This window comes from [Rhizobium] kunmingense (assembly GCF_977018605.1).
The window spans coordinates 509,819-530,804 of the sequence record NZ_CDRNXG010000001.1 but is presented as its reverse complement, the minus strand read 5'-3'; the positions used below and the strand labels follow the sequence as shown (position 1 = coordinate 530,804).

Annotated in this window: 23 protein-coding genes, 1 tRNA gene and 1 pseudogene; 5 read left to right on the top strand and 20 right to left on the bottom strand. The window is 60.1% G+C overall.

The annotated features are described in order from the left end of the window. Position 1: 1 nt before the first annotated feature. The 9 genes from AC0JZ4_RS02755 to AC0JZ4_RS02715 all read right to left on the bottom strand — a co-directional run bounded on the left by AC0JZ4_RS02755 (position 2) and on the right by AC0JZ4_RS02715 (position 8,851). Positions 2-1,312 (bottom strand): NAD(P)/FAD-dependent oxidoreductase, encoded by a 1,311-nt coding sequence (locus AC0JZ4_RS02755; RefSeq protein WP_471884928.1) that lies wholly within the window; start codon positions 1,310-1,312, stop codon positions 2-4. A 10-nt stretch (positions 1,313-1,322) separates the two neighbouring features. Then, on the bottom strand, positions 1,323-2,120 hold the full coding sequence (locus tag AC0JZ4_RS02750) for an amino acid ABC transporter ATP-binding protein (protein ID WP_471884927.1): 798 nt from the start codon (positions 2,118-2,120) through the stop codon (positions 1,323-1,325). A gap of 61 nt (positions 2,121-2,181) precedes the next feature. Further along, positions 2,182-2,835 (bottom strand): amino acid ABC transporter permease, encoded by a 654-nt coding sequence (locus tag AC0JZ4_RS02745; RefSeq protein WP_471884926.1) that lies wholly within the window; start codon positions 2,833-2,835, stop codon positions 2,182-2,184. Next, positions 2,832-3,503 carry an amino acid ABC transporter permease gene (locus tag AC0JZ4_RS02740; protein ID WP_471884925.1) on the bottom strand — a complete coding sequence of 224 codons (672 nt, stop codon included), beginning with the start codon at positions 3,501-3,503 and terminating at the stop codon, positions 2,832-2,834. The genes AC0JZ4_RS02745 and AC0JZ4_RS02740 overlap by 4 nt, the downstream gene beginning before the upstream one ends. A gap of 13 nt (positions 3,504-3,516) precedes the next feature. Further along, on the bottom strand, positions 3,517-4,383 hold the full coding sequence (locus tag AC0JZ4_RS02735) for a substrate-binding periplasmic protein (RefSeq protein WP_471884924.1): 867 nt from the start codon (positions 4,381-4,383) through the stop codon (positions 3,517-3,519). 162 nt (positions 4,384-4,545) lie between these two features. Continuing rightward, a complete protein-coding gene (locus tag AC0JZ4_RS02730; protein ID WP_471884923.1) occupies positions 4,546-5,382 on the bottom strand; it encodes a creatininase family protein in 837 nt (278 codons plus the stop codon). A 51-nt stretch (positions 5,383-5,433) separates the two neighbouring features. Next, positions 5,434-5,799, bottom strand: a complete 366-nt coding sequence (locus tag AC0JZ4_RS02725) for a cupin domain-containing protein (protein ID WP_471884922.1) — start codon at positions 5,797-5,799, stop codon at positions 5,434-5,436. A gap of 32 nt (positions 5,800-5,831) precedes the next feature. After that, positions 5,832-7,814 carry an oxidoreductase gene (locus tag AC0JZ4_RS02720; protein WP_471884921.1) on the bottom strand — a complete coding sequence of 661 codons (1,983 nt, stop codon included), beginning with the start codon at positions 7,812-7,814 and terminating at the stop codon, positions 5,832-5,834. 314 nt (positions 7,815-8,128) lie between these two features. Continuing rightward, a complete protein-coding gene (locus AC0JZ4_RS02715; RefSeq protein ID WP_471884920.1) occupies positions 8,129-8,851 on the bottom strand; it encodes a GntR family transcriptional regulator in 723 nt (240 codons plus the stop codon). Positions 8,852-9,160: 309 nt separating this feature from the next. Here AC0JZ4_RS02715 and AC0JZ4_RS02710 point away from each other — a divergent pair, with 309 nt between their 5' ends. From AC0JZ4_RS02710 to AC0JZ4_RS02690, 5 genes are all read left to right on the top strand, one after another. Next, positions 9,161-9,853, top strand: a complete 693-nt coding sequence (locus AC0JZ4_RS02710; RefSeq protein ID WP_471884919.1) for an aspartate/glutamate racemase family protein — start codon at positions 9,161-9,163, stop codon at positions 9,851-9,853. Further along, a complete protein-coding gene (locus AC0JZ4_RS02705) occupies positions 9,850-11,214 on the top strand; it encodes a dihydroorotase (protein WP_471884918.1) in 1,365 nt (454 codons plus the stop codon). The genes AC0JZ4_RS02710 and AC0JZ4_RS02705 overlap by 4 nt, the downstream gene beginning before the upstream one ends. A gap of 11 nt (positions 11,215-11,225) precedes the next feature. Beyond that, positions 11,226-12,152 (top strand): dihydrodipicolinate synthase family protein, encoded by a 927-nt coding sequence (locus AC0JZ4_RS02700; protein ID WP_471884917.1) that lies wholly within the window; start codon positions 11,226-11,228, stop codon positions 12,150-12,152. Next, on the top strand, positions 12,152-12,910 hold the full coding sequence (locus AC0JZ4_RS02695; protein ID WP_471884916.1) for an SDR family oxidoreductase: 759 nt from the start codon (positions 12,152-12,154) through the stop codon (positions 12,908-12,910). The genes AC0JZ4_RS02700 and AC0JZ4_RS02695 overlap by 1 nt, the downstream gene beginning before the upstream one ends. A gap of 265 nt (positions 12,911-13,175) precedes the next feature. Beyond that, positions 13,176-13,523: a RidA family protein gene (locus AC0JZ4_RS02690; RefSeq protein ID WP_471884915.1), complete on the top strand. Its 348-nt coding sequence runs from the start codon at positions 13,176-13,178 to the stop codon at positions 13,521-13,523. A gap of 6 nt (positions 13,524-13,529) precedes the next feature. Here AC0JZ4_RS02690 and AC0JZ4_RS02685 read toward each other — a convergent pair whose 3' ends face one another. The 11 genes and pseudogenes from AC0JZ4_RS02685 to AC0JZ4_RS02635 form a co-directional block, all read right to left on the bottom strand. Beyond that, on the bottom strand, positions 13,530-14,336 hold the full coding sequence (locus AC0JZ4_RS02685) for an IclR family transcriptional regulator (protein WP_471884914.1): 807 nt from the start codon (positions 14,334-14,336) through the stop codon (positions 13,530-13,532). Positions 14,337-14,355: 19 nt separating this feature from the next. After that, positions 14,356-14,519 (bottom strand): annotated as a pseudogene (locus AC0JZ4_RS02680) (RidA family protein); the annotation flags it as partial. A 38-nt stretch (positions 14,520-14,557) separates the two neighbouring features. After that, positions 14,558-15,328 (bottom strand): amino acid ABC transporter ATP-binding protein, encoded by a 771-nt coding sequence (locus AC0JZ4_RS02675; protein ID WP_471884913.1) that lies wholly within the window; start codon positions 15,326-15,328, stop codon positions 14,558-14,560. An 11-nt stretch (positions 15,329-15,339) separates the two neighbouring features. Next, on the bottom strand, positions 15,340-16,002 hold the full coding sequence (locus tag AC0JZ4_RS02670) for an amino acid ABC transporter permease (RefSeq protein WP_471887763.1): 663 nt from the start codon (positions 16,000-16,002) through the stop codon (positions 15,340-15,342). 7 nt (positions 16,003-16,009) lie between these two features. Further along, a complete protein-coding gene (locus AC0JZ4_RS02665; protein ID WP_471884912.1) occupies positions 16,010-16,672 on the bottom strand; it encodes an amino acid ABC transporter permease in 663 nt (220 codons plus the stop codon). A gap of 74 nt (positions 16,673-16,746) precedes the next feature. Further along, positions 16,747-17,589 carry a transporter substrate-binding domain-containing protein gene (locus tag AC0JZ4_RS02660; protein ID WP_471884911.1) on the bottom strand — a complete coding sequence of 281 codons (843 nt, stop codon included), beginning with the start codon at positions 17,587-17,589 and terminating at the stop codon, positions 16,747-16,749. A gap of 407 nt (positions 17,590-17,996) precedes the next feature. Next, the gene (locus AC0JZ4_RS02655) at positions 17,997-19,112 is read right to left on the bottom strand and encodes a tyrosine-type recombinase/integrase (RefSeq protein WP_471884910.1); all 1,116 of its coding nucleotides are present in this window, start codon (positions 19,110-19,112) and stop codon (positions 17,997-17,999) included. A 178-nt stretch (positions 19,113-19,290) separates the two neighbouring features. Then, positions 19,291-19,740, bottom strand: a complete 450-nt coding sequence (locus tag AC0JZ4_RS02650) for a helix-turn-helix domain-containing protein (RefSeq protein ID WP_471884909.1) — start codon at positions 19,738-19,740, stop codon at positions 19,291-19,293. Then, complete coding sequence (locus AC0JZ4_RS02645) at positions 19,737-20,129, bottom strand: helix-turn-helix transcriptional regulator (protein ID WP_471884908.1); 393 nt, start codon at positions 20,127-20,129, stop codon at positions 19,737-19,739. The genes AC0JZ4_RS02650 and AC0JZ4_RS02645 overlap by 4 nt, the downstream gene beginning before the upstream one ends. 217 nt (positions 20,130-20,346) lie before the next feature. Next, positions 20,347-20,436 (bottom strand) — tRNA-Ser (locus AC0JZ4_RS02640). A gap of 194 nt (positions 20,437-20,630) precedes the next feature. Beyond that, the gene (locus tag AC0JZ4_RS02635) at positions 20,631-20,933 is read right to left on the bottom strand and encodes a helix-turn-helix transcriptional regulator (RefSeq protein ID WP_471887762.1); all 303 of its coding nucleotides are present in this window, start codon (positions 20,931-20,933) and stop codon (positions 20,631-20,633) included. Between the last annotated feature and the right edge of the window lie 53 nt (positions 20,934-20,986).

Here is a 20,986-nt window from a genome sequence, read left to right as displayed (position 1 = left end):
CCTAACCGGTGACGGCCTCCGTTTCGCGCTTGTCCATGAACTCGCTGTAAGGCAGCCAGAAATACGGACCGAGCGTTGCGAAAGCGCGCATTGGCACAGGCTCCGGCCGTGTGATCGGCACGACGAAATCGTCCGCTGTAACCTTGCCCGCCAAGAATCCTGCAAGCTCGCGTCCGAAAGCGGCCGTAAGCGCCACGCCGCGTCCGTTACAGGCGATCGGTGCCCAAAGGCCGGGCGCGAGATCGAACAATCTCGGCAGACTGTCGAGCGTTACGGCAACGGTTCCGGTCCAGGCATAGTCCGCCCGGATCGGACCAAGCTCCGGCAGGAAGCGGGAAAAGCGATCCTCGAAGCGCGAGCGTGTCCGCGCCATGCGGAATGGGCCGGGATAGACGAGACCGCCGCCGACAATACGCCCATCGGGAGACCAGCGTGCTGCAAAAAGATGTCGCCGGCTGTCGGCCACGGGAGACCGTGACGGCAGGATGCGTTGCTGCATCTCCGGCGAAAACGGCTGCGTGGCGATCTGGAAACTGCGCGTCGGTATGATCGCGGCATTTACCTTCGAGCACAGTTTGCCGACCATGGCATTGGTCGTCAGAACCACCTGACGCCCCTTGGCGACGCCACCGCCAACAGTCCTGACCAGCCACCGTTCACCATCGCGTTCAATGGCGCTCACCGGCGACCGGGCAAACAGCCTGACGCCCTTGGCGACACAAGCCCTTGCCAGGCCGCGCGCATAGGCGAGCGGGTTGATCTGACCGCCGGTCGGGATCGACAGGGCGCCGTGATAACCGTCCATTCCCGTACGGCGATGGGTCTCGGCGGCATCGAGCAGCTCGACGTCATAGCCGCGCTCCTGCCATTCCCTGGCCTGCGCGGTACAGGCGGCAAGCGCTGCGCGTGAATGCGCCGGCTGCAGCCAGCCGGTCTGTTCCGCCGAACACTCGATCCCGTTCTCCGCCATCAGCGAAAACAGATGCGTGCCGGAACCGCCGATCATCGCGTTGAAGCTCTCGGCGCGTTTCTCGCCGAATTTCTGCACGACGTTCGAAGGGGACAGGGCTCTCTTCAGGGTCGGCACGACGAAGCCGGTATTGCGGCCTGAGGCACCGAATCCGGACTCGGCGGCCTCGATCAGAATGACCGAGGCGCCGCTTGCGGCCAGATTGTAGGCCGTGTTCATGCCGAGATAACCGGCGCCGACGATGACGAAATCGGCGTCATGCGCATCCGTCAACGTGTCGAATGATGCGCCTGCCGGCGTGATGGCGGACCAGAGGGATGCGCCGAATGTCTCCGCGACCATGAGATGCCTCTTACCGGTTGCGCATGGCGCGGGACAGGAAGCTGCGGGTCCGTTCCTGCTGCGGGTTACGCAGAACTTCCTGCGGCGTGCCGTCTTCGAGAATGGTGCCGTCGGCCATGAAGATGACGCGATCGCCGACATCCTCGGCAAAGGCCATCTCGTGGGTGACGATCAACATCGTCATGCCGCCTTCTGCAAGTTCGCGCATGACCCTCAATACCTCGTCGACCAGTTCGGGGTCGAGCGCCGAGGTCACTTCGTCGAACAGCATCAGCTTCGGCTTCATGGCAAGCGCGCGGGCAATCGCCACACGCTGCTGCTGGCCGCCGGAAAGCTGGCTCGGATAGTGCCCGGCACGCTCGGCAAGGCCAACGCGTTCGAGAAGCGCCATCGCCATGTCGCGGATCTCCCCCTTGCTGCCGCGGCGGTGCGCAAGCGGCGCCTCGCAGACATTCTGCAGCGCGGTCATGTTGGGGAAGAGGTTGAAGTGCTGGAACACCATGCCGACCTCGGCGCGCTGCTGACGCAGCAGGCGGCCGGGCACGCGGGTCGGATCGCTGCCGCCCATCTGTTGGCCGTTGATGCGGATGGCGCTGCCGGCATCGGGCGTTTCGAGATAATTGACGCAGCGCAGCAGCGTCGACTTGCCGGAGCCGGAGGCGCCGATCAGCGACACGACCTGACCCGGTGGCACGCGCAAATCGATCCCCTTGAGAACGGTCTTCTCACCCCAGGATTTACGCAGGTTGACCAGTTCCAGCATGAAGCGGGCTTCGGTCGCCGGTGCGGAGGAAACAGAAAGGTCCATCAACTCATTCTTTCTTGCCAGTCGTTGCTGGTAGTCAGTGCGGGGCGGTCAATCCGGGGTGTCACGGCAGGTTCACGCGGCGTTGGGTCCAGGATTGCGCCAATGCCAGGATCGAACTCAGGGCGAGGTAGGCAATAGCGGCAAAGGCCAGGAACTCCACGGACCGGTAGGTCTCGGTGATCTTCGCCATGCTCTCGGCGGTCAGTTCGCTGACGGCAACGATCGATGCAATCGACGTGGCCTTCACCGTGACGATGGCGCGGGTGAAATACGGCGCGCACAGCACCGGCAGAGCCTGGGGTATGAGGATGCGGCGGGTGAAGCGCCAGGGCGAAAGCCCAAGTGCATCGGCCGCCTCGTACTGGCCGCGCGGCACCGCCATCAATGCCCCACGCAGGTCTTCCGAAAGATAGGCGGTGGTGACGATGGTAAGACCGATCATCGCCGCGACGAACGGCGAGACGTAGACCCCGAGCGCCGGCAGGCCGTAGAAGGTGAAGAACAGGATGACCAGCAGCGGCAGCGAGCGGATCACGTTGACATAGGTAGCGCCTGCCACCTGCAGAGAGCGGTTGCGCGAAAGCCGCGCCAGCGCAACGAGCAGTGCCAGCGGCGTACAGATCCCCATGATGGCGAGGAAGAGCCAGATCGTGGTTTTGACGCCGCGCAGCAGCGGATCGAGATTGTCGATGATGATTGCTGTGTCGAAATTCATGATGCGCGCCTCCTGGCCTTGCCCCAGTGGTTTTCGCACCAGGCCTGGATGCCGATCAGGATGGCGTCGATCAGGCCGTAGATGATCGCAACACCGATCAGGATCTCGAACGGCCTGTTGCTGGCGACGACGGCCTGGTTTGCGCGAGTGATCAACTCCATAACACCGATCGAGCCGGCAAGTGCGGTGCTCTTCACCATGTCGGTGGCATAGGAAATGTAGGGTGGAACGATGACCGGCATGGCCTGCGGCAGGATGATGCGGCGGAGCGCCCGAAACGGCGGAATGCCGATCGCAGCGATCGCCTCATGCTGGCCCTTCGGCACGGCGCGCAGACCGGACGCCACGACCTCGGCGAATATGAACGTGTTGTAGAGCGCGAATCCGCAGATTGCAGCTGTCAGCGATTCAAGCCGGATGTTGAGCGCGATCGGCAGAACGTAATAGGCGCCAAACAGGATGATCAGCGGCGGCACGCCGCGCACCAGCCAACTCAGGGCGGAAAAGATGCCGCGCAGCCAGACGCTACGCGACACGAGGCAGAGGCCTACCATCAACGCCAGCGGGGCGCTGATGGCAAGGACCGATGCGATGAGCGACAGAGTTTGCCAGAATCCGTTCAGGATATACGGGCCGCGCTGCATCCAGACTGAAAGGTCGAACTCCATCGCTTGTATCGGATCAGTAGCCGAGCTTGCCGAGCAGGTCGGATGTGTCCGGCAGACCCCACTTGACGTTCATCTCCTTGATCGTGCCATCGGCGCGATACTTGGCCATCAGGAAGTTGACGGCGTTGAGAAGGTCAGGCTCGCGGGCGTTGACGCAGAAGCCGCCGACGCCGACCGAGGTCGGCTCGGACACGAGCATGAACTGATCGCCGTCGGGACCGTCCATGACAGCGACGGCAGCGTGGAGGCCCGTGCCGAACACGTCGATCTGCTTGTTGAGGAGAGCCAGGCGGGCCTCGGTGACGCCGGGAAGCGATAGGGCGGTGTCGTCGGCAGCACCGGTCTTGGTCAGAAGCGCCTTGAGTTCGATCTCGCCCTTAACGCCGCCGAGCTTCTTGTCCTTCATGTCGGCGAAGGTCTTGATGCCGGAATCCTTGCGCACGACGGCGACATTGACCTGCACCTTGACCGGACGCGTCAGGAAGAAGTCCTTCGAGGTCAGGCGCTCATTCGTCCAGCTTGCCCCTTCGCAACCCAGGTCGAAGCGGTTGGCGGCAAGACCCGGCATGACGCCGGCCCAGTCGACCTTGACGAATTCGGCGGTCAGGCCGAGGTCGGCTGCCATCTTGTTCCAGAGATCGATGCGGGCACCTTGAAGGTTGCCGTCGTCACCGATGAAGGTTTCCTTCTGCGTCTTCGCCGTCGTGGCGATGATCAGCTTGCCCGGCTCGATCAGGTTGTTGAGCTGCCATTTCGGCGCTTCGATAGAGACGTTGAGCGTCGACAGGTCGATGCTTTCAGCCTTGGCTGCAGCGAGCGGAAGGGTGGCGCAGGTAGCGGCCGCAAGACCGGCTACGATCATCTTGAACTTCGTCTTCATTGGATCCTCTCTGGTTGTTTTCCCGGTCTTATGATCGGCTTGAATTGACGGGTGACAAAACTATGCTCTGATATTTTCATCAAACACAACAGAAATATTTAGTGATATATCAGAAAAAGACGAGCACGTCGGATGCGCCTTATTCCTAAGCATTCTCAGGGCCTATTTGCCTAACTGAGATGCAGTCCCATGACGTGATCCGAGGCGAAGTGGAGCATGCGCGAACGCCTCGATGAACTCTGCAAGGCGCGTCACCGTCACCTCGAGAATGCGCTCGCCGGTCTCGCGCGTCGCGGCGGCCGGGTCGCCATAATAGCCGCAGTCCTCTTCCTGGAAGATGGGTGGCCATGCCGCTCCGGCAGCGGTAATCGGATCGTCTTCGATCCCGTCCGGCATCCAAGGTTGAACCGTGCGTGGGGGCATCCCGGAAACGGCGGTGAGGATGCGATCCTGCGCCTCAATTCCGGTCTGGGGCAGGGCCAGCGTCAGCGCCGTTTCCTGTTCGCAGGCGTGTCCGGCGCGGGGCAGGGCGCCCGCGAGCATAGGTATCCATTCCGCCGATGACGGGGAGAAATAGTTGACCATGCCGACGGCATATCCGTCCGTCACCATTTCGGTCACGAGGCTGCGCAGCGGCGCTTCATTGCCGCCATGTCCGTTGACGAACAGGACGCGAGGGAAACCGGCCGCGAGTATCGAAAGGGCCACGTCGCGCAGCAGTGCGATATAGGTATCGAGCCGCAGCGTGATCGTGCCCGGCCACGCGGCATGGTGCGGGGAAAAGCCGAACGCGACGGGAGGCGCGACCGTGACGGGAATGGAGGCGACCCGAGCCGCGGCCATCTGCGTGACCGTTCCGGCAAGCCGCGTATCCGTATCGACCGCCAGATGATCGCCATGCTGCTCGATGGCACCGGTCGGCACCAGAACGAGTGCGCGCCGCGCGGCAAGCTCGCTCAGTTCTTTTCGTGTCAGGCTTCCCCAGTCGGAAAATTCCATCTCTCTGCCCCTCAAAAAAGAAGCCCGGAATGAGTGTCCGGGCTTTTGAAATCACATGTCGCCGTGTTCCTTCGACGGATTGGCGCAGACGGCAACGACCAGGCCTGCTTCGCCGATGATGTGGCGATAGCGATAGTTCTTCGGCAGGTACATGGCGTCGCCCGGCTTGAAGATGCGCTCTTCGCCGGTTGCCTCGACGATCTGGCGCGACCAGCCGTGAAGGCAGTAAAGCACCACTTCATTGATGCCGTTACCTTCGACCATCACGTCGAAATTCGGCATGTAGGTGGTGATGTGGAACGAGAAGCTGGAGCCGTTCTGCTTCTGGGTGATTAGGCGGTGGCTGAATTCCTTGCCCTCGTGCACCCAGGTCATCGGCACGTCTTCCTGACGGGACCACTGGATTTTCTCTTCCATGTAAAAGTTCTCCTCTTTGTTATGGGAAGGTTTCAAAGTGTTATGGCGGCCTCGTAGCCGTCGAGGAATGCTGCCTCGATATCGCGCGGCGCATAGGCGTCGCCGATGGCACGAACATCTTTCACGTGCCCGTTCAGCGCACCGAGCAACTCATCGCGCGGCAGGCCGGGATCGGCCCAGACGATTGTGTCGTATTGGCGCGGCGGCATGGTTTCGCGACTGAACACATGCTCGAACGTGACGTTGCCGCCGTTAAAGGCGACCGGCTTCATCGCCGGCAGGAAGGTGACGCCGTATTTGGCCGCCTCGCGCCAGAAGAAGCTCTTGTTCTGGATGACGAGGCTGTGGCCGGCATGAAAGCCCTGTGTGCTCATGTCGACGCGCCGACCGAGCTTGGCGAGATAGACGGCCGTCGCCATCGCCGGCGTCCGGTTGATGTTGTCGATAACCAGAACCCTTTCGCCGCAGAGATCGGGATTGGAAGCAGCAGCATCGACGATGATGAGCGGGGCGGTATCGGTGCCGGGAATATAGGTCGGGCCGGTTTTAGAACCCGTGGCAAGAAATACGACGTCCGGCTCTTCGGCGAGAATGGCATCACGATCCGCGAGCGCTCCAAGGCGCAACGTCACGCCGAGATGGCCGATCTCGCTCGTCTTGTGGGCGATCATCCGCCCCCATTCCGAGCGGCCGGCGGGCAACTTGGCGACATTCATCCGACCACCCAGCACGTCGCGCTGGTCGAACAGCACGACGTCATGGCCGCGCATGGCCGAGATGCGAGCGGCTTCCATGCCGGAAGGGCCAGCGCCAACGATGCAGACCTTCTTTCGTTTGGTCGCTGCCGGCAGCGCATGCCAGCGCAGTTCACGACCGCTCGTCGGGTTGCCGACGCAGGAGATATGACGGCCACGATAAAGCCGGCCGAAACAGGCCTGTTCGCAGGCAACACATGGCGTCACGCGGTCGGCATCCCCACGCCGCGCCTTGGCCGGCAGATGCGGATCGGCGATCAATGGGCGCACCATCCCGGCCATATCCGCGTCGCCGCGACAGAGCAGGGCTTCCGCTTCGGCCGCGGTGTGAATGCGGGTTGCGTGCAGGATCGCGACGCCGGGGCAGGCACGGCGGATACGCCCGGCCATGCTGGCATAGGGTGCCGGCGGCAGGCCCATTGGCGGCTCGTGAAGCATGTTGGACACATAGTCGCCATCGCTGCCGGCGCTGACATCGATGTAGTCGAGCGCGCCTGCCTCGATCAACATGGGGCAGATGATCTCCATGTCCTCGATGGTGAGGCCGCCGGGCACCAGTTCGTCGGCAGAGATGCGCACGCCGAGCGGCACGTCGGGGCCGATCGCGGCGCGCACGGCGGTCAGCACTTCACGCGGCAGGCGGGTGCGGTTTTCGACCGAACCACCGTACTCGTCCTCGCGCCTGTTGAAGATCGGCGACATGAACTGCATCAGCAGCAGGCCGTGGCCGCAATGCACTTCGATGCCGTCCATGCCGGCTTCGAGATTGCGCTTGGCGGCGGCCGCGAACGCGTCGACGAGAAGATCTATCTCGGCCTTGGTCATCGCATGAGCGACTTCGCCATACTTGTGCTCGTAGACTGGCGAGGCGGACCAGGTGGGCAGGGGGCGCGCTGACGTCGCGACACCCATGTGCCCGAGATAACCGAATATCTTGGCGCCATGCCTGTGCACCGCGTCGGCCACCCGCTTCAGGCCGGGAATGATCCGCTCATCGTAATTGCAGAGCAGGCCGGTAATGCCGGGAGACGACGGATGCACCTGCTGGGTGCCGAGCATGATGAGGCCGACCTCGCCCTTCGCCCGTTCCTCGTAATAGGCGACCATCTGTTCGTTGGGTGAACCATCCGTCGGCATGCCGGTGCCGTGGCCGGTCAACACGATACGGTTGCGGATATGGCAACCATTGATTTCCAGCGGCTCGAACAATCGCTTGAAGCCACCTTCGGGCGTGGCCGGTACATTGAGGAATTCGCTCATGCCAATCTTCGTCGCTATGCGGAATGCGTCTGCGAAACCGCGAGATATGTGAACTGATATATCTATGATATTCTTACGGGTGTGTGTCCAGCCGTTTTTGCACTGCATCAATGCAATTTGTCTTCGCGATGAGTGGGTGGCTCTAGGCAGCATCGATCGCCCCGCAGCCCGAAGGCTGCAGGTAACGGCGTCTCAATGCAGGTATGTGCAACGTAGGCAGTGCGCAAAGAAGTACGGACGACGGTGCAGGTCGCCGGCTCATCGCCATCATACGGCGCGGATGATAACGATGGCCTCTAACGGAGGGGCGGGCCTTAGAGGGAGACGTCGCCGAAGTTGGAGCTTTGCGCCAAGGCCTGCAGCAAGCCCTGACGGGTCGCCTGATTGTGCTTGATCATGATTGCGCGCGCTGCCTCGGGATCTCGCGATGTGAGTACCTCGACAATCTCATGATGTTCCTTGTTTGTCTCCGTGTTCACGTCGCGCAGAGTGGCGCCGAGATAGAAGAAGCGTTCCAGTTCATCGATTTGACGCTCGAGCGCGGAGACGAGACGAGGATTGCCCGAGGCGCGTGCGATCGCCAGATGGAAGTCACGGTTTGCGCTGACGAAATAGGAGAGCGTCTTTTCCGTGCCGGGGTCGTAGCTCACTTCGGCCAGGCGCTTCAGCTCGGTAAGTTCGTCATCGGAAATGCGCTTCGACGCCAGTTCGGCAGCGCCCGCTTCGATGATCGTGCGCACTTCGAACAGGCTGTTGACGTCGCCAAGCGTGATCAGCGAAACCTGATATCCACGTCTCGGGAAGGTACGGATCAGGCCATCCAGCCGCAACGCAGCCAGCGCTTCGCGAACCGGCGTCTTGGAAACCTTGAAGCGAGCAGCAAGCTCGGCCTCGGAAAGATCGGCACCCGGCTTAAGGGTGCAGCGCAGGATGTCCCGGCGCAGCTGATCATAGACCTTCTCCGTCAGCGACCGGCTTTTCCCGGCTTTTTTCGGCTGCCGCGGCTTTGCCGAAGCGGGTTCGACGGTGACGGTCATCAAGTCCTCACAAGTTCTCAAGAGATTCCGCATGATATATTTGACGGCACATTTTTCGCAACGTGTTCGTTTGCCGCGGGCTGGTTATGCAGGAAAAACTGCCAGTTGCAAACTCGTCGGTCGGCGACGCGTCCGCGTTGTCCCCCTGGATTAAGGCGTGCGGTGCGCTTGATGCCTGCCGAAAGGCGGGCGTGCGCTGATGCTGTGAAAAGCTACGCGTTCTTCTTTGACACGTCATCTGATCTGATATACCCGTGATATATCATAGCGCATCTCACATCAGATTTTTTGCCGCAAGCAGGTGCTTTCTTGTCCCATATTCTCGTAATCAATCCGAACAGTTCCGCGTCCGTGACGCAATCCATGCAGGCCTGCCTCGGCCCCGTCATCGCATCGACCGGCCACACGATCGAGTGCGTCGAGCTGGCCAAGTCGCCTCCGGGTATCGAAACCGACGAACACGTGGCGCAGGTCATCCCGAACATCCTCGAAGCAGTCGCCGCATCCAGGGCCGACGCCTTCGTTCTGTCCTGCTTCTCCGATCCGGGCATTGCCAAGGTGCGTGAACTCGTCGATCGGCCGGTGCTCGGCATCGCCGAATCCGCCTATCTGGCAGCACTCGGCCTGGGCCAAAAGTTCGGCATCATTTCGCTCGGTCAGTCTTCGATCGACCGCCATCTGCGCTACCTCAAGGTGCTCCAGATCGAAGGCCGCCTTGCCGGCGATCGCTCGATCGACAAGACGGTTGTCGAACTGATGGCGACCGACGTGGTCGAGACCGTATCGCGCACGGCGCGGGTGCTGCGCGATGAGGATGGCGCCGATGTCATCATCCTCGGCTGCGCCGGCCTGGGGTCCTATCGCGAGGCATTGCAGGAAAGCCTCGGTCTTCCCGTCATCGATCCCGTGCAGGCGGGCGTCGCTCTCGCATGCGGCCAGCTTGATCTCGCCTATGGCACGGCGCGCCGTGTGGCAAATGCTCCTGAAAGGATGACGGCATGACCTTCGATCTCATCATCCGCGGTACGGCAGTCTTGCCGGAAGGTCCGCTCGAAAACGCCTGGATCGCGGTGAGCGATGGCAAGATCGCCGCCATCGGCGCCCGTGAGGCACCGCAGGCTGCGGAAATCTTCGATGCCGGTGAGGATCTGATCATTCCCGGTGTCATCGACGGCCAGACGCATGCCTGCTCGTGCAGGGGCTTGCCGGGTATCGAATCGACCACCCGCTCGGCGATTGCCGGCGGCGTTACGACGCTGGTCGACATGCCTTACGACAACCCCGAGCCGCTCAACACGGTAGCGCGGCTCGACGACAAGGTCGCGGCAATCCGAAAGCACGCCCATGCCAACATGGCGCTCTACGGTACGATCATGCCGGACCAGTCCACCGCCGAAATCGAGCCTCTGATTGAAGGCGGCGTTGTCGCATTCAAGATCTCCACCTTCGAAAGCAGCCCGACCCGCTTCCCGCGCATCGCATCCGAACAGATCCTCGCGACGTTCAACGCGCTGGCCGATAGTGTCATCCCGCTCGGCGTACACAACGAGGATCAGGAGATCGTTCACGCCTATATCGCCGCCGCCAAGGCTGCGGGTCGTGATGGCATCGAAGCGCATTCCGCCAGCCGCCCGCCGGCCGCTGAACTGGCAGCGACGGCCCAGTTCCTCGAACTTGGCGCCGCGGCAGAAGCCCATGCTCACATCGTCCACCTGACGACCGCGCGCGGCTTCCAGCTCGTCGACAACTATCTCGCCGACGGCTTCCGCGCCACCGGGGAGCTTTGCGTCCACTATCTCTGGTTCGATCCAGACAAGGACGGTGCGGAACTCGGCGCGAAGATGAAGGTCAATCCGCCGATCCGCCCCGGCCAGATCGATGCGCTCTGGGGCGAGATCCTTGCAGGCCGCGTCGCCTTCGTCTCGTCCGACCATTCCTCATGGCCGATCGACAACAAGTTCACTCCGTCGATCTTCGAAGCCGGCGCCGGCGTGCCGGGTCTCGAAACCCTTCTACCCGCTTTCTATACCGCAGCCGATAACCGTGGCCTGGATGCAGCAGCAATCACCGTCGAGCAGCTTTGCGAGCGCCCGGCAAAGTTCTTCGGTCTCTGGCCGGAAAAGGGCGCCATTCGCATCGGCACCGATGCCGATCTCGTCGTCCTGTCGCAGAAGTCGCAGGTGTGGGATTCGGCAAAGGCACATGACGAACTGAACTGGAGCCCGTTCGACGGTCGCGAGTTCTCGGTCACGGTGGCGCGCACCTATCTCGGCGGCAAGCTCGGCTTCGACGGCGAAAGCGTCACCAATCAGCCCGGCGACGGCCAGTATGTGCCGCGCGGCTCTTCCCACTGGTTCGAATAGGATATTACGACATGTCGCTGATCAACTCCGAAACCAAGGGCGTCTTCGTCATCGCCTGCACGCCGTTCAAGGACGATGGCGCGCTCGACCACGCAAGCGTCGATACGATGGTCGATTTCTATTACGACAAGGGCGCTGACGGCCTGACTATCCTCGGCATGATGGGCGAGGCGCCAAAACTGACCCAGGCGGAATCGATCGAGGTCACGAAGCTGACGATCCAGCGCTCGGCCGGTAAGCCTATCGTCGTCGGCGTGTCAGCACCGGGTCTTGCCGCCATCGGCGAACTGACCAGGGCGGTGATGGATCTCGGCGCCGCCGGCGTCATGGTCGCACCACCGTCCTCGCTGCGCACCGACGAGCAGATCATCACCTATTATCGTAATGTCGTCGACACGGTCGGCACCGACGTTCCAGTCGTCCTGCAGGATTTCCCGCTGTCGACCGGCGTGCAGATCTCGACGAAGGTGCTCGGCGCGATCTTCGAAGCGCATCCGTCGATCGTCATGCTCAAGCATGAAGACTGGCCGGGCCTGCAGAAGATTTCCGATCTGCGTGACGCCGAAGCCAAGGGCCGTCGCCGCACCTCGATCCTCTGCGGCAACGCCGGTGTGTTCCTCACCGAGGAAATGCAGCGCGGCGCAGATGGCGCGATGACCGGCTTCGCCTATCCCGAAATGATGGTCGACGTCGTGCGTCTGAGCAACGAAGGCAAGTTCGATCAGGCGCAGGACCTGTTCGACGCCTATCTGCCGCTGGTGCGCTACGAACAGCAGCCGGGCCTCGGCCTTGCCGTGCGCAAATATGTGCTGGCCAAGCGCGGCGCGATCGCCAGCGCCGCCCAGCGCAGGCCGGGTGCATCGCTCAACGCGCTCGCCATTAAAGAGGTCGAAAAACTCATCGAACGACAGACAGCAAAGCTTGAGGCATTGAAGTAATGGATTTCCAGATTTCCGGTAAGAAGGCCCTCGTTCTTGGCGCAAGCCGTGGCCTTGGTGCTGCCATCGCCAAAGGCCTTGCAGCTGAAGGTGTTCAGGTCTTCGCCGCAGCCCGCAGCATCGACAAGATCGAAGCCTCCGCCAACATCACGCCGATCAAGGTCGACCTGTCCGACAAGGCTTCGGTCGCAACTCTCATCGCTACACTCAAGGCAGACGGCGGCGTCGATATCCTCATCAACAACTCCGGTGGCCCCAAGGCCGGCCCGGCCATAGGCCAGGCATCGGAAAGCTGGGCTTCCGCGTTCGAGATGATGGCGACCTCCATCTTCACGATCACCGATGCGATGCTCGAAGGCATGATCGCCCGCAAATGGGGCCGCGTCATCACCATCGGCTCATCTGGCGTCGTACAGCCGATCCCCAATCTGGCGCTGTCGAACGGCGTTCGCGCAGCTGTCGCCGGCTGGTCTAAGACGCTGGCCGGCGAGGTCGCCAAGCACGGCGTCACCGTCAACATGATCCTGCCGGGCCGTATCGATACCGACCGGGTGCGCGAACTCGACGGCATCAAGGCCAAGAATTCCGGCGCAAGCGTCGAAGCCGTTCAGGAAGCCTCCCGCAACGACATCCCGACCGGCCGCTACGGCCGACCAGAAGAGTTTGCCGCCGTCGCCACCTTCCTGGCCAGCACGCAGGCAAGCTACGTCACCGGCGCCACCATCCGCGTCGACGGCGGGATGATCAAGGGGCTGTGATCAGCACCGTTGGGCTCGGACGCGGATTAACCACCGCATCCGGGCCAGTGGTCATTTGTGAAATGCAGGCCGAATGCACCACAGCGACTATCCCAGACCCGCGGCTTCATCTCACGGTGCAGCGACGGTCATCTGCTTCTCAGTGACCTCGCTTTGCCCTCAGAACCTGCTCAAGTCGCCAACCTGGCGCTTTGCTGCTCAAAACCTTCCAAATTCGCGATCACCGTCCTAAAAGTCTGGCCACTCTAACCAGAAGGACGTCACCATGATTGAAAGAATTGGCCTCACCGACCGCTGGAGCGATGCAGTCGTTGTCGGCAACCTGATTTTCCTGTCCGGCCATATTGCCGAAAAGACCCGCGGCCGGTCCGTCAAGGTCCAGACGGAAGAGGTTCTGCTCGACATGGAGGATACGCTCGCCAAGGCCGGTGTGACCAAGGATAATCTCGTCAGCGTCAACATCTTCCTCGCCGACATGTCTGGTTTCGACGAAATGAACGAGGCTTGGGATGCCTGGGTTTCGAAAGGCCATGCGCCGGCCCGTGCAACGGTGGAATCCCGTCTCGCTCATCCCGACTTGGCTGTCGAGATGACGGCGGTTGCTGCGAAGTAAAAAAGATTAGCCGGCGAGCGAAACCGCCGGCTTTTCCCTGTGGTAGCCGAGTTTCTCGGAAATCTCGTTTGCAGCTCTCAGCAGATGATCGAGATAGTTGTCACGGTTACGCAGGCCATCTTCGCGAGGTGCTACTAGGCAAAGGGTTGCGATACACGCACCATCGGCCTGATGGACGGGCGCCGCAAAGCAGTGCGTGAAATTCTCGACCTCGCTATTGAAGGTAAAGTATCCATCGCAAGTCGCCTGGCGAACCTGACCGATGAAGTCGGCAGGTGCCAGCAGACGCCCATTCGGCAGAACAAAGTCCTCGGGCGGGATAAGATCAAGGATTTGCTGGTCGCTTAAATGAGAGACCAGAAGCCGACCCGAAGCAGTCCATGGGATCGACACGAGTTCTCCAATATTGGATGAGATGCGGAACGGCCTGATCCCTTCCCGCATCATGGCGACAGTATATTTCCGGCCTTCCAAGGTGCACATCTGTGCTGTCTCACGGGTCTCTTCCGCAAGTCGCCCCAGCATCCTGTCGCATTCGCGCATAAGATCGAACTGTTCTGCATACGCGGTTCCAAGGAAATAAAGCCGCCGCCCGAGAAACACGCGGCCGTCGCCACCCTGGTAATCCAGCATGCCATGGCCAAGCAGCAGGTTGACGAGTTCATAGACGGAAGAGCGTGGCGCACCGATTTCTGCAGCGATCTCGTTCGGCCGCATCGGTTGGCGCTTCACACGCAGGAATTCGAGAATCTCGAAGGCGCGATCCAGTCCTCGTGTACGACGTGACACGCTTTCGCCGGTGGCGTCGGCCATGCTGTTCTCCTGTATTTCGTCAGGTGCGATCGGGGTGATAAGCCACGCAATCGACCTTGACTTTGCAATCGACCATCATGCGAGACTGAACACAAGCACGAGCCGGAGGGGGATCCCTGAAGCATTCTGTACGGCGCCGTTGAAACTCGAGATGTCGCTGGGATTATTCAGCCAGACGCCGACATCATAACGAGTGACGCTCATCCTTCCGTTCTCTTTTCCTAATTGAAGCTGGAGGTCTTGAGAAATTCCGCAAGCCGCTCTGTTTTCGGGCTGACGAACATTTCCTTCGGATCGCCTTCCTCACAGATAACGCCCTGGTTCATGAAAATCACCCGGCTGGAAACCTCGTAAGCGAAACGCATCTCGTGGGTTACCAGCAGCATGCTCATGCCGTCCGCAGCCAGCCCCTTGATGACTTGCAGCACTTCTCCGACCAGTTCGGGATCAAGCGCCGATGTCACCTCGTCGAACAGCATCAGCTGCGGCGACATCGCAATAGCCCGAGCAATTGCAACGCGCTGCTGCTGACCGCCTGAAAGCTGGCCCGGATGATGTCCGCCCCGCCCGGAAAGTCCTACGCGGTCCAACCATCTCTCGGCGATTGCCTGTGCTTCCTCACGCGGCATCTTCTTCACCTTGATCAGGCCAAGCATTACATTCTGAAGGGCGGTCATATGGGGGAAGAGGTTGAACTGCTGGAAGGCCATGCCGGTCATTGCGCGTTGCCGGGCGATTTCCTTTTCGCTCTTGCGCTTGCGAACGCTACCGACATGCTTATAGCCAATTTCCTCGCCGCCAAGCCGGATATGGCCTCCCTGAAATTCCTCGAGCATGTTGATGCAGCGAAGCATGGTTGTTTTGCCGGATCCGGACGAGCCGATGATTGAGATCACTTCGCCCTCACGCATGGTGCAATCGACGCCTTTCAGCACCTCAAGCGGGCCATACTGTTTCCTCAGCCCCTGGATTTCGAGAAGTATCTTGCTCATGACATGCAACCTCAGGCGGGAACGGTGGTGCGGCGCTCGACATATTTACCGAAGCGCTCGATGCCGTAATTGATGATGAAATAAAGAAGCCCAGCAAAGAAGTAGAACTGCAGGCTCATGAAGTTTCGGGAGATGATCTCCTGGGTTCGCAGGAGCAGTTCGGCGACGCCGATCACCGACAGAAGCGTAGAGGCCTTGACCATCTCGGCAGCGGTATTGACCCATGCCGGCAGGAATTGCCTCAGGGCCTGCGGCCACAAGACATAGGCGAATGTCTGGCCGAATGTCAGGCCGATCGCCTTTGCTGCCTCGGTCTGGCCTTTCGGAATGGCCTGCAATCCGCCGCGGACGATCTCGCCCACATGCGAGGAGCAGAAGACGGCAAGCGCCAGTACTCCAGCCTGGAATGGGCCGAGCTCGATGCCCACTGTTGAGAGCACGTAATAGCTGGCAAGAACCAACACCAGAACCGGTGTGCCACGAACAAAGTCCGTGTAGGCACGTACGACGAAACGCAGCACCTTGTTGCCGTAGACCAGTGAAAGGCCAACGAGCACGCCGAGCATTGAACCGAACAGGATTGCGAGAAGCGAGATCGACACCGTGACGCCAAGGCCCTTGAGGATGACGATACGGGCAAGCCAGATCTGTTCTAAGAATGCAGGGAAATCCATCATGACATTACCTCGGAACAGCCAGGCGGCGCTCGGCGATGCGCATCAACGCAGCCAGAACGGAGCAGGTGACGACATACAGGCCCGATGCGACGATCCACGTCTCGATGACCCGAAAGCTCTCGACGTTGATCTTGCGGGCCTCGAACGTCAGCTCAGGCACCGCAATCGCTGCAGCAAGGGACGTATCCTTGAACAGCGAGATGATTGTCGATGAGAGTGACGGAAGCACGTTGCGGAACATCAATGGAGCAATGATCGAAGTGCGGATCTGCATCGGCGTTAGGCCGATGGCCAAGCCGGCTTCGGTGAGCCCACGCGGTATAGACAGAAGGCCGGCGCGAAATACTTCGGCCAGATAGGCGCCTGAGTAGATCGCCAAGACCGCGACGAAGCTCTCGATCTTGCCTAGTCGAACGCCCAGTTGCGGCAGAGCGAAATAGGCGAAGAGCACCAGAACCAAGATGGGAAGATTGCGGATTATCGTGACATAGGTGGCGGCGGGACGTCTTGCCCAGCCGCTTTTGGCTGTGAGTGCAAAAGCCACGAGAAGCCCGATCAGCGCACCAATCAGGATTGCGACGAATGCCAGGCCGAGGCTTAGTAAAAGTCCTTCGAGAAGGCGATCGAAGTTGCGCCATACGGCGGCGAAATTCAGAGTGTAACCCACTGCGGCGTCCTGCCATAAGGTATGGGGGAGGTGACGAAGGGGTGCCCCTTCGTCACGAAGTCAGGCGCTGCGCCTTACTTGTACTCGATCGGGAAACCGATCTGCGGCGGGGCAAGCTCTTTGCCGAACCAGGTTTTGAAAGACGTGGCATAGAAATCGAATTCTACGCCGGTCATTGCCTCGTGCAGCGCCGTGTTGACGAAGTTCAGCCAGTCCTGGTCGCCACGCTTGACACCGCAGGCGTATGTCTGCGGGTTCCAGCCATAGCCGGCATCCTTGTAGCGGCCCTGGTTCTGGGTCATGTACCATGCAAGCGACGACTGATCGGTCGCAGCCGCATCAGAACGGCCCGACTCGAGCGCCTGATAGATCATGTCGACAGACTCGTACTGGTCGACCGTGGCTTCCGGAAGTGCTGCGTGAACCATGGCCTCCGCGTAAACATTCTGCAGAACCGATATGGTCACGGACGAGCCGGCCGCCTTGAGCGCTTCGTAGTCGGCATATTTCCCATCAGCCTTAAGCATCAGGCCAACGCCCTCACGATAATAGGGGATGGTGAAGGCAATCTGCTGCGCACGTTCGCCGGTGACTGTCATGAACTGGCAGGTGAGGTCCACCTTGTCGGTCGTGATGTTTGGTATGCGCGCATCGGACGACTGATTCACGAATTCGATCTTGTCAGGGTCGCCGAACAACGCCTTGGCGACGATGCGGCCCATATCGACGTCAAAACCCTGCAGCTTGTCGTCGGCGCTTTTGAAATGCCATGGCGCGTTGGTGCTGCCGGTACCCATGACCAGATGGCCGCGAGCAACGACTTCATCAAGCTTGCTGCCGTCCGCGAGAACTGGAGTCGTGGAAAGGAAAGTTGCTGCGACCAGCGACAACATGCCGGCGCGGAAAAAAGTGATCATGACGTTCCCCTAGAAATCGAGCGTTTCCTTGAAATCCGCTATAATGGACATTAGTCCGTTTTAGCGGATTTCAGCATCAAGTATTAGGAGAAGTGGCTTGTCAAGGGTGGCTGCTTAAAATTGGTGCGGCGCAAAATTCAGGCGATTTTTTCGGCAGTGCAGCAATTTGCTGGAGGTTGGCCGCAGCGTGAAGTGGGGTGGGTGCTGGCGATGCAGTTGCCGAATGAGAGTTGCGGCTCGGGGATGTGTTGTCTCGAGTTGAGTGGAGCGGACATTTTTCAGGCGTCGAGTTCGATCCCACGCTCGCCGATCTTCGAGCATCTTCTTGCGTGGCGGCATGGCCGTGCTGTCGCTTGGCGAAATCAACATCGGAGACGGCCCACATAGGCCGCCACCGATGGAAAAGGCTATCCCTTCTGACCGATTTTCAACATTGTGAGAACGACGTTCTGAAGCTCGGGATTCGCGTTGTGGAAGCGTTCGGCGATCTCTCGATCGATCGGGTTTTTCTGACGCTCGCGGATCTGGGTAAAGATCTTTCGCTTGGCGTCGTCCTCGAGGTTGGCATAGAATTTGAACGTGGTGCCAACATGCTCGTGGCTAAGATTCTGGCTCAGGGCCTTCCACTCTTTCGGCGAATAGGCCCAATCGTCGAACAGGCGCGCAACTGCGGAGCGGATTGCGTGAGGTTTGAAGTAAGGCACTCCAGCTGCCGCTGTAGCCTTCTTGATCACCTTTCTGACCGGAGCGGCGGTCGTGAGGAAGTTGAATTCGACCTTGTTGAAGCCGAACCAAGGTCGGAATGGCGCCGTCGGGAAAAGCGGATCGTTGTCTCCTGCGCCGCAAGCTTGCAGCTCCTTTACCCAGTCGATCAATATGGCCTCCATGTCTTCGCCGACGGGAAACCAGTCGACCATGTTGGTCTTGCTGAACTTGGTCTTCACCTCGCGTGCGTCCTGAAAAACCTGCTTGTTCGCGATGTCTACATGCTTGATGCGAAGCGAGATAAGTGCGCCATCCCTAACCCCCGACAGCAGCAAGGCAGGGATAATCGCGCGATCTCGTCGCTGTGCAGTGGTGCCCGCCGGCATTGCGGCGATGACCTGGCGTAGCTGTTCCATCGTAGGCACGAATTTCGGGGCGGCGGCATTGGCCTTTTCCTTCAGGTCGCGCGGAGCCGTAAAGAAGGAGTAGAGGTCTGAGCGAATCGAGCGATAGCCCTGCTGGCGCGAAAGCCATTCGAAAAAGGTCGTCAGGTTGCCGAGAATGTGAACGATTGTCGAAGGGGAAAGCGTGTTGCCGTCCCGCTTGACTCCAGCTTCGATCAGATTGTCCTTGAAATCAGTAATGGACTGGCGAGTGACCTTACGGAAGTCTGTGCCGTCGAGGTGGCGGTTGAGCTGCCAAATGTGGCGAAGTGCGGCATCGACTGTCTTGGCATTGTATCCGCCAGCCTGTTTGAGTTCCTCTTGATACAAATAGATCATCCTGGCATTGGATGAGACGATTTTGCTGTTGGCCATCAGCCACAACCTTCCATAAAGCGAGAGAGGGGCGGGGCGGCATTGATTTGCGCCCCGGATTTCAGAAAAGGAAAAATGGTGGCTGGCATGGCTCTCGGCGTCCGGGCCCGTCGAGATTTGATTTCCTGACTCGGATCATGCTGTTTTGCGCAATCCGAGAGCGGAAAACGGAAGCATACTAGTCGCGAGTCTTCGCTCCGGGATTGCTTTCGCGCAGTGCCTGAAGAACGGCCAGCTCGTCCCTTCCAAACCACTTTCCGCCCTGGCCGGCGCCCGCCGGGCAGACGACGAAGACCCTGAAGTTTCCGGTGGCCAGCGGACGGATTTCAATGGGACCTGTGACCAGCGAGTGGCCGGCGCGGCAGCCTGGGCAATATCCTTCGAAGCGCTCAGTCTTTACGCGGTCCTTCTGTCGTCGCCGCTTGTGGTAATCGTTGAGGTCTGAGCCCAGAAAGAGGCGCGGCTCGCTGTCGATATAGGCAAGGCCGGCGCGAACCCAGTTGCTCACCGTGCCAGGGCAGACATTAAAGAGCTTCATTACGTCTTGTTTGGTGTAGAGTTCATTGATCTTGGCGCGCTTGGTCTGGCTGTTGATGCGCTTCTTGTGAGGGGATGGGCGAGTAGTCATTCGCTTCCTCCCTTGCTGCCCTCGTAAATGCGCAGGTCGCCGAGGCGCCAGCGCGTTGGTCCGCCTTCGAGGTGATGCGGCTTGGGGAAGCTCGGATTAGTCGAAAGGTAGCGCCAGATCGTTGGCACGCTCAGGCTGTAGCGGTTGGCCACCTCTTTGACCGAAAGAAAACATTCGTCGTTGAGGTTTATACGGACCTTGATGCGGGCCACACGCTTGCGCTTAGCCGGAGTCTGCGTTGCGGTCGTCTCCGTCTGATCGGCTACGCCTGCGTCGGCACCGACATCTGCCGGTTCGGGCAGGGGCTTGAGCAGATCAGATTTCGAGCTTTCCGGGGAGGAGATCTGGTCGATGGAATCGAACAGATCGGGGTGCTGTTGGTCAGGCACAGGTTCTCCTTGTGTTGAGACCCTGCACCTCCTGCGCAGCTATGTTGCGGATATGTTCCGTTTAATCTCAGAGTGCCTTAGCTGTCAACAGCCTGTTTCGTTCTTCCGCAATTGCCGCACGGGCGACCTCGGTTTTGAAGCCGTGGCGGGCTGTGTGGCGGGCCAGCAAAAAGCCCTCCGAAGAAGGTCATTGAAAACAAACACTTATTTGAAAAGATGGCGGACAAGGTGGGATTCGAACCCACGGTACGCTTTCACGCACACACGCGTTCCAGGCGTGCGCCTTAAACCACTCGGCCACCTGTCCTTGATCTGCTTTGCATCGTATAAAATACTAAGCGTTGGAACGGTCGCGATATATACCGATGATTTTTCTGGGATCAACTAAAATATCGTTTTTTCTTCGCATTAGTGTCACCTGTGGAAAACTCTGAGGTTTTGCAGGCTTTTAGGTGCCGTGAAGGTGTGTGCTTCGCCGTTGAGGCTGTGGGATCGGTGGCCTCAGGCATCCTTTTTCGGGCAGATCCCCATGCACTCCTCATCCGTCGCGATGAATGCCAGGCCGCCCTCTTCGAACGCGCGTCGCAGTTGGGCTTCAGTGGAGCGGTGGATCGCGTGACGGTCGCCTTCATAGTCGCGGATCGTGCTGCGCGACACGCCGGACCGGTCGGCAAGCTCGTGCTGCGTCCAGTCGAGGAAGCCGCGGCCCGCCCGACAGAGAGCCGGGGTCAGAATTTTATCCTGATCTGCTTGACCCATCGTATCAAGTCGCCCATATTGGTCACTATCAATCATATATGGCAGTTTCATCCGATTGGCTAGTGGGGGCATTCTTCACATCAGGAGGAGCTGGAGCG

Coding starts and splice junctions, on each gene's coding strand:
- AC0JZ4_RS02725 (WP_471884922.1), bottom strand. CDS start 5,799: ATGGAAGAGAAAATCCAGTGGTCCCGTCAGGAAGACGTGCCGATGACC.
- AC0JZ4_RS02735 (WP_471884924.1), bottom strand. CDS start 4,383: ATGAAGACGAAGTTCAAGATGATCGTAGCCGGTCTTGCGGCCGCTACC.
- AC0JZ4_RS02700 (WP_471884917.1), top strand. CDS start 11,226: ATGTCGCTGATCAACTCCGAAACCAAGGGCGTCTTCGTCATCGCCTGC.
- AC0JZ4_RS02655 (WP_471884910.1), bottom strand. CDS start 19,112: ATGGCCAACAGCAAAATCGTCTCATCCAATGCCAGGATGATCTATTTG.
- AC0JZ4_RS02720 (WP_471884921.1), bottom strand. CDS start 7,814: ATGAGCGAATTCCTCAATGTACCGGCCACGCCCGAAGGTGGCTTCAAG.
- AC0JZ4_RS02650 (WP_471884909.1), bottom strand. CDS start 19,740: ATGACTACTCGCCCATCCCCTCACAAGAAGCGCATCAACAGCCAGACC.
- AC0JZ4_RS02745 (WP_471884926.1), bottom strand. CDS start 2,835: ATGAATTTCGACACAGCAATCATCATCGACAATCTCGATCCGCTGCTG.
- AC0JZ4_RS02755 (WP_471884928.1), bottom strand. CDS start 1,312: ATGGTCGCGGAGACATTCGGCGCATCCCTCTGGTCCGCCATCACGCCG.
- AC0JZ4_RS02750 (WP_471884927.1), bottom strand. CDS start 2,120: ATGGACCTTTCTGTTTCCTCCGCACCGGCGACCGAAGCCCGCTTCATG.
- AC0JZ4_RS02695 (WP_471884916.1), top strand. CDS start 12,152: ATGGATTTCCAGATTTCCGGTAAGAAGGCCCTCGTTCTTGGCGCAAGC.
- AC0JZ4_RS02690 (WP_471884915.1), top strand. CDS start 13,176: ATGATTGAAAGAATTGGCCTCACCGACCGCTGGAGCGATGCAGTCGTT.
- AC0JZ4_RS02730 (WP_471884923.1), bottom strand. CDS start 5,382: ATGGAATTTTCCGACTGGGGAAGCCTGACACGAAAAGAACTGAGCGAG.
- AC0JZ4_RS02675 (WP_471884913.1), bottom strand. CDS start 15,328: ATGAGCAAGATACTTCTCGAAATCCAGGGGCTGAGGAAACAGTATGGC.
- AC0JZ4_RS02715 (WP_471884920.1), bottom strand. CDS start 8,851: ATGACCGTCACCGTCGAACCCGCTTCGGCAAAGCCGCGGCAGCCGAAA.
- AC0JZ4_RS02685 (WP_471884914.1), bottom strand. CDS start 14,336: ATGGCCGACGCCACCGGCGAAAGCGTGTCACGTCGTACACGAGGACTG.
- AC0JZ4_RS02740 (WP_471884925.1), bottom strand. CDS start 3,503: ATGGAGTTCGACCTTTCAGTCTGGATGCAGCGCGGCCCGTATATCCTG.
- AC0JZ4_RS02705 (WP_471884918.1), top strand. CDS start 9,850: ATGACCTTCGATCTCATCATCCGCGGTACGGCAGTCTTGCCGGAAGGT.
- AC0JZ4_RS02670 (WP_471887763.1), bottom strand. CDS start 16,002: ATGGATTTCCCTGCATTCTTAGAACAGATCTGGCTTGCCCGTATCGTC.
- AC0JZ4_RS02660 (WP_471884911.1), bottom strand. CDS start 17,589: ATGATCACTTTTTTCCGCGCCGGCATGTTGTCGCTGGTCGCAGCAACT.